We start from the raw sequence: 13,397 nt of genomic DNA, 5'->3' as shown, positions 1-13,397 counted from the left end.
ATTTTTAGATATTATATTTAAAGTGTTAATTATTAAAATACTTGTAGTTTATTTTTAAAGTTTTAAAATATTAATTTATAATTATTTTTTATTTTTATAATTAATTTAATGTTTCTATAAATTAATTATAAAAATAAAAAGGAGGTTTTTAATATGAAAACATTATTAGCAGCAGTAGGTGCTTTAACATTATCAACAACCATAGGAAATTTAACTGAGGATGTTTTAAAAACAACTTCACAAAAAACTAAATTTGAAAATAATAATATTAAAAATAAAACAATTTTAGAAAAACAATATAGTGCAATTGACTTAGCTGATATCATTACTGAATATAATTTGGGAAAAGTTAATAGTGGAAAAGATCTAATGCCATCTAAAATGAGTTTATTAATAGGAATTAAAGAAGTAAATAAAAAAGCTGCATTACTAACTATTGAAAATTTTGATATTAAAAAATATAGTGTAAGTTCTGTTACGATTATTGGTAAGAATAACTATGTAGGTGAAGTAACTTTACAATATAATATTATTAATTTTGTTCCTCAAAAATTAGCAGATGAAAATATTTATGATTTGGGTGTTGATTCACAAGGTAATATTTTTAGGACACAAGAAGATAAAGTTTATAAGCTTACACCAACGGAATTGGAGTTAATGTTAGAACCTGTTTAGAATCTTTTTAATAAAACTGAAATAAAGGAAAGAACAACCATTTGTAAACTAGTATTTAGTTTTCTTTCACAATTTTTTCATAATCTTCTGTATTTTTCTAATCAAGCAAAGCTTCGTTCTACAATTCATCTTTTTGGTAATACTACAAAAGTATGTAGTTCATTGCGTTTTATAATTTCAACATTTGCATTTATGATTGTTTTGATTTCAGAAGCAAATTTTTCACCAGTATAACCAGCATCTACTATTATTTTTTGAACTGCAGAAAGATTTTCTTTTTCATTTTCAATCATTATTATAGCGCTATTACGATCTGTTTTTTCTGCTGTGGTTATGTAAATTGCATGTGGTAAACCTTGAGAATCAACAATAATATGACGCTTTATTCCTGAAATCTTTTTACCAGCATCATAACCTTTATTTTCAGTAGTATCTGTATTTTTAACACTTTGCGAATCAATTATACAAAAACTAGTTTGTTCTTTGCGATTATTGTTGATACGAACTTTTTTAACCAATTTTTTTTAAAATTAATTGCCATACACTAGCTTCTTTACCGTTATTTTTACTTCAAATTTGAAAATAATAATATACAGTTTGTCATTTTGGAAAATTTTTTGGTAGCATTCTTCATTGACAACCACTTTTTAATACATATAAAATTGCACAAAATACTTCATATAAATCTAAACTTCTTGGTTTTGTTTTCTTTTTGCTATTTTGGAATGGCAACACTTTTTAGGACTATTTTTTGGTAGACATTTGTTTTTGATAATTAACTGGAGTTAAGTAGTTTAAAGTGCTGTGGATTCTTATGTTGTTGTATCAATTGATGTAATCAAATAATTCTAATTTTAATTGGATTAATGATCTAAAATTTTTATCATTAATAAATTCAGTTTTGAAAGTTTTAAAAGTTGCTTCAGCAACAGCATTGTCATAAGGACAACCTTTTTTGCTTAAAGAGCGAGTAATATTGAATGCTAGTAAAAGTTTATCAATAATTTTATTATTAAATTCATTACCACAATCACTATGAAATATTTGAATATCTTTTAAACAGCGATTTGATTGCATAAATGCTTGATGTACTAATAAGGCATCTTTTCTAGTACCTACACTATGTCCAATAATTTCGCGGTTAAATAGGTCAATTAATAAGCAAATATAGTTTCATTTACCATTAACTTGAACATAAGTTAAATCACTGACAATAACTTCATTTTTAAGCCTATTATTAAAGTTTCTATTCACAAGATTAGTGATTTTTTCATCATTTACTTTGTTATTATGATTTTTGAATGATAATTTAGTGTATTTTGATATTAAATTATGCTTATTCATAATTTCTTTAATTTTTCGTCTTGATAAATAAATTTCTTGGTTTTCTAATATTACTTTTAATCTTCTTGTTCCATAAACACATTTATTTTCTTTAAAAGCACTAATAATAGCTTCATCATAAATATTATTTTGAATTTTATTTTCTTTTTTCTTTAAATTAAAATAATATGTTGATTTAGAAATTTTTAAAAAATGACACATTGTGCGAATTTTATATTTAAACTTATTGTTTGTAATAATTTCTATTTTCTGCCTATTATTAGTGCTGCTTGCTTTAAAATATCATTTTCCATTCGTAATTGTTTTAATTCTTTTCTTAATTTAATTAATTCATTTTCTTCAACAGAACGATTATCTTTAGCTTTAAAACTACCTGAATTAGTAAATTGCTTAATTCAATTATAAGTAGCTGCTCTTGTAACATTATATTCTTTAGCAAGGTAAGATACTGATTTGCCGCTTTGATATAAAGCTACTATTTGTTTTTTAAATTCATCGGTATATGAATTAATATTGGCCATAATTATAGTTCCTTTCTTTCAACTAATTTGTTCACTTGTCTACGTAATTAGTGTCCAATAAAGTGTAACCCATCCACTTCCTAATCTATTTTAATTATTGCTGAATTGTACTTTTAAATTCAAAAACTGTTTAAATTACATATTATTATTTTACATTATTTATGAGTAAATATTACTTTAGTTAGCTATATATAAAAATATTTCTTAGTTTTATAGAAAATTATTTATATATGATTTAATATTGAATTTAATATAATAAATAATAAAATAACCTATTTCATGATTATTTTTTAGACCATAAATAAAATGTAATTATGAAGTGGGATTTTTATTTTTTTTAATATTTTCAAAATGTTTTAACAAATCACTATTGAAATAAAATTTAAGCATATTAAATACTTTATTACATAAAATTATATAAAATATGGTCATGCCATTATAAAAAAATTAAGAATTTAAGAGAGGTTTTTTATGTCTGAAAAAAGTAAAAAAAGAAAATTATTACTGCCATTGTTGGTGGTACTACTTTAGTTGGTGGAGCCACTGCTGGTATTTTGTATACTTCTGATATAGAAGCAAAAAACGAGGAAGAAAATGAAAAAGAAAAAAAATAAAATCACAATCTAATCCAAAAATTTTATTACCTAAACCACCAAATTCAAATAGACAATCAAATCGTTATAAATATACAATAATACAACAACAAGATACAATTTACGTTGATAGTAATGGAAAAGAGCAAACAACTAGTAAAATAGATTTATCAGATATAAAAACTACTGAAATTGTTCAAATTGGATTTTATGAAAATAAAATTGGAGAAATTCAAGCTGTTAAAATGCCAAAAACAATTCAAAAAGTACCAGATCAGTTACCATCAGAAATAACAAGTACAAAACAGATGTTTCAAAGTGCTTCATCATTTAATCAAGATATTTCGGGTTGAGATGTTTCAAATGTTACAGATATGAGTGATATGTTTGCATATGCAACTTCATTTAATCAGAATATTTCAGTTTGAAGAGTAGAAAAATTAAAAATTATGAGAGGTATGTTTTTTAATGCACATGCTTTTGATCAAAATATTTCAAGTTGAAATGTAAATAAAGTGACAGATATGTATGGTTTGTTTGCTGGTGCAATAACGTTTGATCAAAATTTATCACAATGAAATGTTTCAAAAGTAATAATTCATGATAATTTTGCTATTAATTCTCGAATTAGTAATAGCATTGATAAATTGCCAAATTTTAATTTTTAGATTTTATAATTTATGATGAAAATTTGAAAGAATTATTAGTAATTTTTAAGAAAACCAAAAATTGCTTTATATTAGAAAGTAATGTATAATATTAGCGGGGATGTTCTGGTTTCGACAGGAGTGAACAACTAATTGTGGCAGTGGTTTGGTAGACCATAATACTACGAGGTTTCATAACCGGAAAACAAACTAAAACCGTAGTACCTAACTGATTCACAACAAAGTTAAACAACTTTGGATTTGGTTTAGGAAATCAAGCAGTTTTACCTGTTTAATTACTTAAGAAGTAAATACTACCGTTGCTAATAGCAAGTTTATCAATATTAGTAACGTATCATAAGGATAAACTAGAAAAAATGATGTTAATAAATTTTTTCGAATTTCCATTAACTAGCTATTCATAATTTCGTATAATTTGTTATTAAATAGTGATTTTTCTAAATTATACTAAACTGTAGATACAGTTAGTCAGTTAACTTTTGGACGCGGGTTCGATCCCCGCCATCTCCACCATAAATTAAATGCACAATTGTGCTTTTTTTATTATTTAATTTAATAATTAATTATAAATAACTTTATAAAATTTTAATTAGTGAAATAAATAATAAAAAAATATTTAAATATTTTATGAATAATATTGTAAAACAAGTTGCAAATAGTAACTAGTCTTGGTAATATTGAAAAGTCTTTAAATTTTTTTAATTATATTTGGAGCCGTGGCCAAGTGGTTTAAGGCATAAGTCTGCAAAACTTTGATCGTCGGTTCGAATCCGATCGGCTCCTCCAAAATATTAATAATATTTGCAAATATACTTGTAAATATTACTTTTAATAAGTTATAATTGATTAGGTTTAATGATTTAATGAGTTACTATAAATTTTAGTAATTAAATGCGCCTGTAGATCAATTGGATAGATCGTTTGACTACGGATCAAAAGGTTGTGGGTTCAAGTCCTGCCAGGCGCACCATCGGGATGTGGCTCAGCTTGGTAGAGCGCTCGGTTTGGGACCGAGAGGTCGCAGGTTCGAATCCTGTCTTCCCGACCATTATTAAAAACAAGGGCCCTTAGCTCATTTGGTAGAGCGCCTGCCTTGCACGCAGGAGGTGGTCGGTTCGATCCCGATAGGGTCCACCATTTATATATCGGTTTAAACATTTAAACTAAAACTGGCGAGGTAGCTCAGTTGATTAGAGCGTTCGGTTCATACCCGAGAGGCCATGGGTTTGAGTCCCATCCCCGCTACCATAGTCTAGGACCCTTAGCTTAGTTGGTTAAAGCTCCCGGCTCATAACCGGGCGAGCATTGGTTCGAATCCGATAGGGTCCACCATACTTAAATACTCGGAGGCTTACCCAAGTCCGGTTGAAGGGAACAGTCTTGAAAACTGTCAGTGCGCAAGTGCTCGAGGGTTCGAATCCCTCAGCCTCCTCCATTATTATTAAATTTTATACATCGCGGAGTGGGGAAGTGGTATCCCGTCGGGCTCATAATCCGAAGATCATTGGTTCAAATCCAGTCTCCGCAACCACGGTCTTGTGGTAAAGTGGTTAATACGCCTCCCTGTCACGGAGGAGATCGCGGGTTCGATCCCCGTCAAGACCGCCATTTAGAAAATAAAACATAAGCAGTATTAATTTAGAGAGTAAGTAAAAGGTCTTACTCTTTTTTATTGTTGTAATTAATAATTATTTTATTCATTATGGAAGAAAGTTTTTGATTGATTAAGTAAATTAAAAATATTAAAATACACGTATAATTTAAATAATCAATATAATTTTATTTAAATTTAACTATTACTTTATAATAGTTTTTTTTAAAAAGGAGCAAAAATATGCTAAACAATTTATTAAACTTTAATAACTCATCTTCAAGTATTATAAGTAGCAATAATGTTGAGACATTGATACCAGTGAATAATGCATTAACATTAGAAAATGGTATCAATGAACCAATTTTAAAAAATATATAGCTAACTAAAGTAATGTTTATTCATATCTTGAAAAACAAAATCAATCGCTTTTTTAATATTTGGTCAATAATTTGGTAATATTTTTCTTATATTATGTTTTATAGCAAATCAAAAATGTTCAATTGGATTTAAATTAGGAGAATATGGCGGAAGAAATAATAGTTTGCATCCAGCATTTTCAATTAATTGTTGTGTTAATTTAGATTTATGAAACGTTGCATTATCTAAAACTATAATTTGTCCACGCTTTAATACTGGAATTAGTTTATTTTTAACATATGATTCAAAAATTTTACTATTGCAATGTCCTTCAAATGCTCATAAGGCTTTTAATTTACCTTTATTTAGTGAACCAATTATACTCATTCTCTTTATTTTATATGCGGGTTTATTATCAAATAATCTTTTACCTTTTTCAGATCAACCATATTTATAAAATTCATTATCATCAATTCCAGATTCATCAATATATACTAAATCTTCATTCATTATTTTAGCTATTTCTTTTAAAAAATCTTCTTGTTTATTTTTATCTCTTTGTTCATATAGAAAAGTTTTTTTTATATGTATAATTTAGTTTTTTAAAATAGTTATAAACTGTTTCTTTAGTTATATTTCCAAATTTATCAATTACTTTTTGAACTGTAACATCTTTATTTTCTGCTAAATAATTTTTTAATTCATCTAAATCCTTTATTTTGTGGCTATGTCCTTTTTGATAATTCAAAATTGGTTTTATATGCCCAGTTTCTTTTTTTCTTTTTCTTCATAAAAATAAAGTCTTTCTAGTGATATTGAACACTTTACAAATTTCTTTAATTTTCATATTTTTACTTTCATAAGCTTCTATTACTTTTCTTCGTAAGTCTTCACTGTATGGTTTTGGCATAATTTAATCTTCCTAATCTATTTTAATTATTGCTGAATTGTACTTTTAAATTCAAAAACTGTTTAAATTACATATTATTATTTTATATTATTTATGAGTAAATATTACTTTAGTTAGCTATATTATCATTAAATTTTTTATATAATATTGAAATGAGTTCTAAAGAACAACTGCAGTTACTAACGGCAGAACAAATACAATTATTTACGCAAAAACATATTAAAGTGTTTAATAAAAAACAAATTCAAGCATTTACAGCCAAACAAATTCCAGTGTTTACAAAATGACAAATTAAAGCATTTAGTCCAAAACAAATTAAAGCATTTAGTCCAAAACAAATTCAATCGTTCACAAACAAACAAATACCAAAATTTAAACCAGAACAAATAGAAAAATTTACAGTTGAACAAATCCAATCTTGTACAGAAGAGCAAATTCATTTTTTGACAGCAGAACAACGAAAAATTTTTGAGGGAAAAATAAATAAATATTTTAATAGCACAACAGTTGCTTCAACAACAGTAAAACAAGTTGAAAAATTTAATTCAAAACCAATGCAATTATTATCAAAATCAGAAATTCAATCATTATCATTAGAACAAATTTCATGATTTAATCAAGAACAATTGGCAACATTTAAATTAGAGTCAGAGCAAGTTGAAAACAATAAATTAGTTTCAATGTCTTTTTGAATTTTACCTATTTTACCTCTTTGTTTAGTTGGAGGCTTAATAGGTTTTAATTAGAACTAATTTTAAATCAAATAATAACTTAGAAAGAAATAATGCAAATAAATCACAAGAATTAATAAATATAAATAATGAAGAAGAAATATTAATTATGGATAATATTGAATTACAATCTGTATGTGATGAAAATATAGAAAGTCTAAATAATCAAGTTGATAAGTGAAAACAAATAAACTCAATAGATTTATCATATTCTCAGTCACACTTAGCAAGTGTAAGTATTTCTGGATACTCCATATAATCAAAAAAATATTTAAACAATACTATATTATTAAAATAAACAATAATTATTGAAAATTATTGTTTATTTTTCATATTATTTGTAGTTAAAAATAGATATTATTAATTATGTTTGTATTTATTTTAAAATAATAATTTGATTATTTTATAGATTTAAAATTCGGATATAAGTTAACTATATAGTTTTTAAATAAAATGCATTATAATTATTTTATAGGATGGGTGAAAGATATGGATAAATCATTAGATAAACAATTTTTAACTACAAGTAATCTTATTGGTCAAAAAGAGGTAAAGAAATTAAAGGAAACTCCTTTACCTTCATTATTAGATTTAAATTTAACAAGAGTTTATTTTACTAGTCTTGGTGATGGTTTTTCGCGAATATTTATTTTAACTATTCAAATTTTTTGAATTGGTTTGATTTTTTTTAATGGCATTGGTTTTGGTCAATTGGTTGCTAATCTTCCTGATATACCATCAGCACCAGTTTTTCAAAGTGCAATATTAAAAGTAGTAGCAATGTTAGTTACTGTTTTATTTGCTTTTATAATTTTAATTATGATTTTACCCGTTTTTTTATCTAAAACTATTAGAGGTATTGGTTTAAGTTGTTTATTTTTTTTAATATTTGGTTCTATTGTTAACTTAATAATTATTGGTATTAGTTTTTTTATGTTTTCTTATAGTGACAGTCCTTATCGAATAACAGTATTGATTTTCGCGGTTATAGCACTCTTATTATGATGAATTGCTATTTTGCATTGATGATTAAATACTATTGAAAATAAAAAATATTTAATTAAAAGTATTATTAAAATGTATGAATTAAGTTTTAGATAATGGAAATTTAGGTGAATAATATATGGCTAAAAAGAAAGATAATGATGATTGAAGAAAACTAAATAATATTACTAAATATGTTACTGGTAAAGTAGAACCAGTAAAAGTAAAAAAAAGTTTTCTGACAATAATTATTTCTTTAATTATGATAATTGGTTTAGCAATTAGTACTTTTTTTATTGCTCTTGCTATGCAGAGTGCTTTTAATATTGGTGATTTTAAACAAAATATTTCAGAAGAATCAATTATTGTTGATATGAATGATGTTCCAATTGATAGTAGTAATAAAAATTTACGTTTGTCATTTTTTGAAGAAGAATCAAAAAAACAAGTTTTTGATTTATTAATAAAAGAATCTTGATGAGATAGTTTTTTTCCAACTAATATTACTAATTATGATTTCACTTTTTATAAACCTAATAGTAATGATGAATTAGATAAGAGTTTAATTCAAACTGATGGTGTTACTAAATTTGATTTAAAATTAAAGTTACAATCTTCATTTATTGAATTTAAAATACCAGTAATTGCATTAATTAAAAATACTGCTAAATTTTATGAAAAATTTATGATGTTTAATCAATTTGAAGGAAAATTTAGTAAACATATTTCAGGAAAATTTCCAAATGGTAGTGATTATTTGCAAGAACAATGAACACATGGTTATTTATCAACTAATTTTTATTATGCGGATAAAATTGATAATACTGTTATTTATAAAACAATCGAAGATGAAATTAATAAATTTATTAATGATTATGAAGAAGAATTTGCTAGTACTACTCATCTTTATCCAATAATATCAACAATTCCTTTACCAAATATTGACTTTAATGATGTAGCTACTATTAAACCATATTTCGAATTAGTTTATAATCCCGAATTAAATTATGTTGGTAATGCTGTGAGTAGTTCCAAAGAATATGTTAACCTTTATTCATATTCTTCAAATTTTCCATTAAAGCCTTTTTATATAACATATGTTTCTAATCCAAATGTTGTTTATGATTTCATTGAGTTAAAACCAACAAGTATTGAAGAGGTTATTGATTATTTTAAAGTTAAGCCTATTGATTTTGTTCCTTTTAGTATGGTACAAGAAGCAGTAGATAGTGATGAATCATTAATAAAATATAGTCCTCCACATGTATTATTGACTAGTGATAATAGTGGTAATCATTTTAAATATAAGGAATTGAGTTATTATTTTGGTTTTTCAAATTCAATAAATAATAGTATTGAAAATATTAATGTTAATGATTATGTTAATATTGGTGATCTAGAAACTTTTTTAGAAAATAAATATTGACAAGAAATATATCAATTTGCAAAAAATAATTCTACTTTTTTCTTATTAGATTATCCTGATTCGACGGTTGATCCAAATATTAATTGAAATCTTGTTATTAAATCACTTGCTACTTTTAAAGGATATTTTGTTAAAGCTTTAAATGTACAAATTGATGAGTTAACTGCTTTTACTTTTTTAGATATTGATGGTAATAATTTATCATTAAAGGCAACTGATATTATTAAGACTGATGATATTAAAAAAATTAGATTTCATATTGGAAAAGATTTGACAAGCAGTGGCTATGTTCCCAAACCTCATAGTTTTAATTTTACTTTTAAAGTAAAGTGAATTTAAATACTTAAAAATAAGTGTTGATTTTATGAAAATGGGTTAAATTTTGATAACTATAATTTAATATTTATATACTACTTATATAAAATAGTTTTAATTATATAGGTTATTAATTGTAAAATTAATATAAATTTGTTATTATTCTTATGTATAAAAAATATAAATAATATAGTAGTTTTTAACCCATTGTTTGTTGAGATAAAAGCAAATGGGTTTTTATTTTGAAAGGAAAATTATAAATGATATTGCAAAAATATAAAAAAATAAAATTAGCAACCTTATTTTTATTTATTTTAACTATTTTAATTATGGTAATTGGTTTAATGTTAATTGGTTTTTCAAATTTTGATAAAAGTTTTTTTGAAAATCTTAAATTATATAAAGAAAAAAGACTTATTATAGAAATAACACTAGAAATAACAAATGGATTTAGTTTATTAAATTATATGAGTGTAAATTATATTTTAAATCATTCTGCAGAAAATATATGTTCATCAGTAATTCATAATTATGATGGTTATTATGATTGAGTTCAGTTACAAATTGGAGTTATTTTTTGTATAATTTTAACTCCAATTTTTGGATTTTTTACTATTGCATTAACTTTTTTAATTATTGGTTTAAAAGTAAAAATAAAAAATAATAATTTTTGAGATGCAATCCAAAAATGTGAAATAATTAACAGTTATTATGTTCATTAGGTATTTTGTTTTTAAAATATATTAAGTATTATTTTTAGTGAATCAACAAAATATTTTATTTTATATATTGATTTATAATTTCTTATTTATTTAAAAAATATTTTTAATAATTATTTAATTTTGGATGGTCAAAGTTAAATAATTATTTTTTTGTTTTTTAATTTTGTCATATTATATCTTAAAAAAATAAATTTAAATTTGATAATATGTTTATTTAATAATTTTGTAAAGTTAAACGCTTATAATTTTGATTTATATCAGATACTATTATTAAGTTTTAATACCTAAAATAAGTTATAATATAAATAAAAAATAAGGGGTGTTAGATATATGGAAGAAAAAAAAGATGACTTAAAAAATACTCCATTGTCAAATGTTGATAATAGTATTATCAAATCAAATAATGATAATCCATCATTTAAAGATATTGAAGAACAACGTTTTACTACTTATAATCCGTTATTAAGTGATAGTATTAAATTTAAAAGAATGTATTGAAGTTCAAAAATGGAAAATATTGCTCGTATTTTGTTACTTACGGTTTCATGTTTTCATTTAATTTTTTCTTATTTTTTAGCTAACAATTTGGTTAATCAAATTTTGAGTAATAAAGGTAGTAACATGAACCCAACTTATATAATTTATATATTTTTAATTATAACTCTGGGATTTAATTTTATATTTTATTTACCAGTAGCGATTGGTCGCACTGCTAGTGCTATGTTTGGATGATCAATTGTTTATATTATTTTAGCAATTGCTTATTTTATAGTTTTAGAAGTATTTTGTACAATTTTGTTAGTGGTTAATGGATTAGTAAATGAAACTGTTTCTGCAGAAGTTCCAATATTTATGATTATTGTTTTACTAATAACTGTTTTATGATTAATTGCTGCTTGTTTATTAATTGTTAAAAGTGATGATGTAAGAAGAGAATTAAGTGTCGAATAAATAATAAGTAAAGGAGAATATAATGAATACAGATAGTTTACTTTCTAAGCGAATTGAACAATTAATTAAAGTAATTAGCACTGATGTTTATGAAAAAGAAACTGTTTTTAAACTTGCTATTTTGGCGTTATTATCAGGAGAATCAATATTTTTATTAGGATTACCAGGAATTGCTAAATCATTAATTTCACGACGAATTAAATATGCGCTTCATGATGGGCGAAATTTTGAATATTTAATGAATCGTTTTTCTACTCCAGAAGAAATTTTTGGACCAATCTCAATCAAAGATTTATTAAAAGGTAACTATGTAAGAATTATTGATCAATATTTACCTGCTGTTGATATTGCTTTTTTGGATGAAATTTGAAAAGCAGGCCCTTCAATTCAAAATACTTTACTAACTATTATTAATGAAAAAATCTTTCGTAATGGTGGTGTTGATATCAAAGTACCATTAAAACTATTAATTTCAGCTTCCAATGAATTACCAGAAAGTGGTAAAGGTTTAGAAGCTTTATTTGATCGTTTTATTATTAGAATGATAGTTTATGGTTTAACTAATGAAGAAAATTTTAATGATATGCTAGAAAGTATTACTAGTTTAGAAGTAAAAGTTCCGCTTGAATTACAAATTAAAACATCTGAATATGAAAAGTGATTAAAAGAATTGGAAACTACTGTTACTTTAAGCAAAGAAACATTAAATTTTATTTCTCGTTTTCGTAAAATTTTAACAGAAGCAACTAATGGTAAAGCTTACATTTCTGATCGAAGATGAAAAAAAATTGCTAAATTAATAAAAGCTTCAGCTTATTATAATGGCAGAACAACTACTGATAAGCCTGATTTATTGATTATTCCTTACTGTATTTGAGATAATGAAGATCAAGAAAAAGAATATACAAAACTTTTCAATGAAGCATATTGTGAAGATTTAACTTACACATTGAAGCAAAATCAGATTGAACTGGAAAGTGAGTTGGAAACATTAAGTAATAATGCCGAAAACATTAAAGATAGTCAAAATCAACCATCTATTTACTCCAATCCATTTTCTGAAGAAATTAAAGGTATATATTATCGTTTATTATGACATAGTGATGAATTTCCAATTTGTTTTATTAGTAGAAAGGATTTTCAGTTATTATTACGACGTAATAAAAAAAGTCATAATATTCAATTATTTTATGGTAAAAGTTTAAGTAAAATGGAAGGTAATCAGAAGTTTGAACTACAATTAAAAAATTCTAGTGAATTAATAAATATTACAAATAATTCTATAATTCAAGTTGAATTAACTAATACTGATAGTAAATCACAATTTGGAAATATTAATAGTCAAATTAAAGATTTAAAGCAACAAATTAATGAATTAAAAGTACATTTTGAACAAGAATATCATCGTTTAAGTAAAACCAATTCTATATTTTTTGATGAACAATTTAAATCACTATTAGAAATGGCATTTTTTGATAAAATTTCACAAATACCTGAAGCAGAAACCAAAAAGACTCTTTCATCAGAATCACTAACTGAAGATTCACCAATAACTATCCCAAATGTTAATGACACTAATAATAATTCTGATGTTAATTAAAATAGG

At 24.3% G+C, this 13,397-nt stretch carries 12 protein-coding genes, 9 tRNA genes and 1 other RNA gene; 18 read left to right on the top strand and 4 right to left on the bottom strand.

The window, feature by feature from the left end:
• Nucleotides 1–153: 153 nt before the first annotated feature.
• The gene (locus tag ACQH26_RS02760; protein ID WP_425382778.1) at nt 154–675 is read left to right on the top strand and encodes a hypothetical protein; all 522 of its coding nucleotides are present in this window, start codon (nt 154–156) and stop codon (nt 673–675) included.
• On the opposite strand, the gene ACQH26_RS02755 is transcribed toward ACQH26_RS02760, so the two are convergent.
• Both ACQH26_RS02755 and ACQH26_RS02750 read right to left on the bottom strand, forming a co-directional pair.
• Nucleotides 672–1,410 (bottom strand): IS5 family transposase gene (locus ACQH26_RS02755; RefSeq protein ID WP_425382777.1). Its coding sequence is split into 2 segments (ribosomal slippage): nt 672–1,199 and nt 1,201–1,410, totalling 738 coding nucleotides; the frame shifts between segments, so codons are not numbered across the junction. The two genes, ACQH26_RS02760 and ACQH26_RS02755, sit on opposite strands and share 4 nt — an antisense overlap.
• Before the next feature lie 9 nt (nt 1,411–1,419).
• A protein-coding gene (locus ACQH26_RS02750; protein WP_425381867.1) for an IS3 family transposase occupies nt 1,420–2,540 on the bottom strand; the annotation gives its coding sequence in 2 pieces (ribosomal slippage) (nt 1,420–2,270 and nt 2,270–2,540; 1,122 coding nt in all).
• Between the two features lie 838 nt (nt 2,541–3,378).
• On the opposite strand from ACQH26_RS02750, the gene ACQH26_RS02745 reads away from it, so the two are divergent.
• The 11 genes from ACQH26_RS02745 to ACQH26_RS02695 all read left to right on the top strand — a co-directional run bounded on the left by ACQH26_RS02745 (nt 3,379) and on the right by ACQH26_RS02695 (nt 5,409).
• Nucleotides 3,379–3,801: a BspA family leucine-rich repeat surface protein gene (locus ACQH26_RS02745; protein WP_425382776.1), complete on the top strand. Its 423-nt coding sequence runs from the start codon at nt 3,379–3,381 to the stop codon at nt 3,799–3,801.
• A 96-nt stretch (nt 3,802–3,897) separates the two neighbouring features.
• Nucleotides 3,898–4,314: a transfer-messenger RNA gene (gene ssrA / locus ACQH26_RS02740) on the top strand.
• A gap of 197 nt (nt 4,315–4,511) precedes the next feature.
• A tRNA-Cys gene (locus ACQH26_RS02735) sits at nt 4,512–4,587 on the top strand.
• A gap of 107 nt (nt 4,588–4,694) precedes the next feature.
• Nucleotides 4,695–4,771 (top strand) — tRNA-Arg (locus ACQH26_RS02730).
• 1 nt (nt 4,772) lies between these two features.
• A tRNA-Pro gene (locus tag ACQH26_RS02725) sits at nt 4,773–4,849 on the top strand.
• Nucleotides 4,850–4,862: 13 nt separating this feature from the next.
• A tRNA-Ala gene (locus ACQH26_RS02720) sits at nt 4,863–4,938 on the top strand.
• 34 nt (nt 4,939–4,972) lie between these two features.
• Nucleotides 4,973–5,049, top strand: a tRNA-Met gene (locus ACQH26_RS02715).
• 7 nt (nt 5,050–5,056) lie between these two features.
• Nucleotides 5,057–5,133, top strand: a tRNA-Ile gene (locus tag ACQH26_RS02710).
• A 13-nt stretch (nt 5,134–5,146) separates the two neighbouring features.
• A tRNA-Ser gene (locus ACQH26_RS02705) sits at nt 5,147–5,236 on the top strand.
• A gap of 21 nt (nt 5,237–5,257) precedes the next feature.
• Nucleotides 5,258–5,332: transfer RNA gene (locus ACQH26_RS02700), tRNA-Met, on the top strand.
• Nucleotide 5,333: 1 nt separating this feature from the next.
• Nucleotides 5,334–5,409 (top strand) — tRNA-Asp (locus ACQH26_RS02695).
• Nucleotides 5,410–5,773: 364 nt separating this feature from the next.
• Here the strand turns inward: ACQH26_RS02695 and ACQH26_RS02690 are convergent.
• Complete coding sequence (locus tag ACQH26_RS02690) at nt 5,774–6,262, bottom strand: IS630 family transposase (RefSeq protein WP_425382775.1); 489 nt, start codon at nt 6,260–6,262, stop codon at nt 5,774–5,776.
• A gap of 40 nt (nt 6,263–6,302) precedes the next feature.
• Nucleotides 6,303–6,662 (bottom strand): helix-turn-helix domain-containing protein, encoded by a 360-nt coding sequence (locus tag ACQH26_RS02685; RefSeq protein ID WP_425382298.1) that lies wholly within the window; start codon nt 6,660–6,662, stop codon nt 6,303–6,305.
• Between the two features lie 152 nt (nt 6,663–6,814).
• On the opposite strand from ACQH26_RS02685, the gene ACQH26_RS02680 reads away from it, so the two are divergent.
• The 6 genes from ACQH26_RS02680 to ACQH26_RS02655 all read left to right on the top strand — a co-directional run bounded on the left by ACQH26_RS02680 (nt 6,815) and on the right by ACQH26_RS02655 (nt 13,391).
• Nucleotides 6,815–7,408 (top strand): hypothetical protein, encoded by a 594-nt coding sequence (locus tag ACQH26_RS02680; protein WP_425382774.1) that lies wholly within the window; start codon nt 6,815–6,817, stop codon nt 7,406–7,408.
• A gap of 474 nt (nt 7,409–7,882) precedes the next feature.
• On the top strand, nt 7,883–8,494 hold the full coding sequence (locus ACQH26_RS02675; RefSeq protein ID WP_425382773.1) for a hypothetical protein: 612 nt from the start codon (nt 7,883–7,885) through the stop codon (nt 8,492–8,494).
• A 22-nt stretch (nt 8,495–8,516) separates the two neighbouring features.
• Nucleotides 8,517–10,142 (top strand): hypothetical protein, encoded by a 1,626-nt coding sequence (locus ACQH26_RS02670; RefSeq protein ID WP_425382772.1) that lies wholly within the window; start codon nt 8,517–8,519, stop codon nt 10,140–10,142.
• 236 nt (nt 10,143–10,378) lie between these two features.
• The gene (locus tag ACQH26_RS02665; RefSeq protein ID WP_425382771.1) at nt 10,379–10,840 is read left to right on the top strand and encodes a hypothetical protein; all 462 of its coding nucleotides are present in this window, start codon (nt 10,379–10,381) and stop codon (nt 10,838–10,840) included.
• A gap of 330 nt (nt 10,841–11,170) precedes the next feature.
• Nucleotides 11,171–11,791 (top strand): hypothetical protein, encoded by a 621-nt coding sequence (locus ACQH26_RS02660; RefSeq protein WP_286642598.1) that lies wholly within the window; start codon nt 11,171–11,173, stop codon nt 11,789–11,791.
• A gap of 22 nt (nt 11,792–11,813) precedes the next feature.
• Nucleotides 11,814–13,391: an AAA family ATPase gene (locus ACQH26_RS02655; protein WP_425382770.1), complete on the top strand. Its 1,578-nt coding sequence runs from the start codon at nt 11,814–11,816 to the stop codon at nt 13,389–13,391.
• Nucleotides 13,392–13,397 lie beyond the last annotated feature (6 nt).

Origin of the sequence: Spiroplasma endosymbiont of Melieria omissa (genome assembly GCF_964031175.1) — a bacterium.
GTDB classification, from domain to species: domain Bacteria; phylum Bacillota_I; class Bacilli_A; order Mycoplasmatales; family VBWQ01; genus Spiroplasma_E; species Spiroplasma_E ixodetis_A.
Note: the sequence above shows the minus strand (reverse complement) of the source record. Positions and strands in the feature narration are given on the sequence as shown.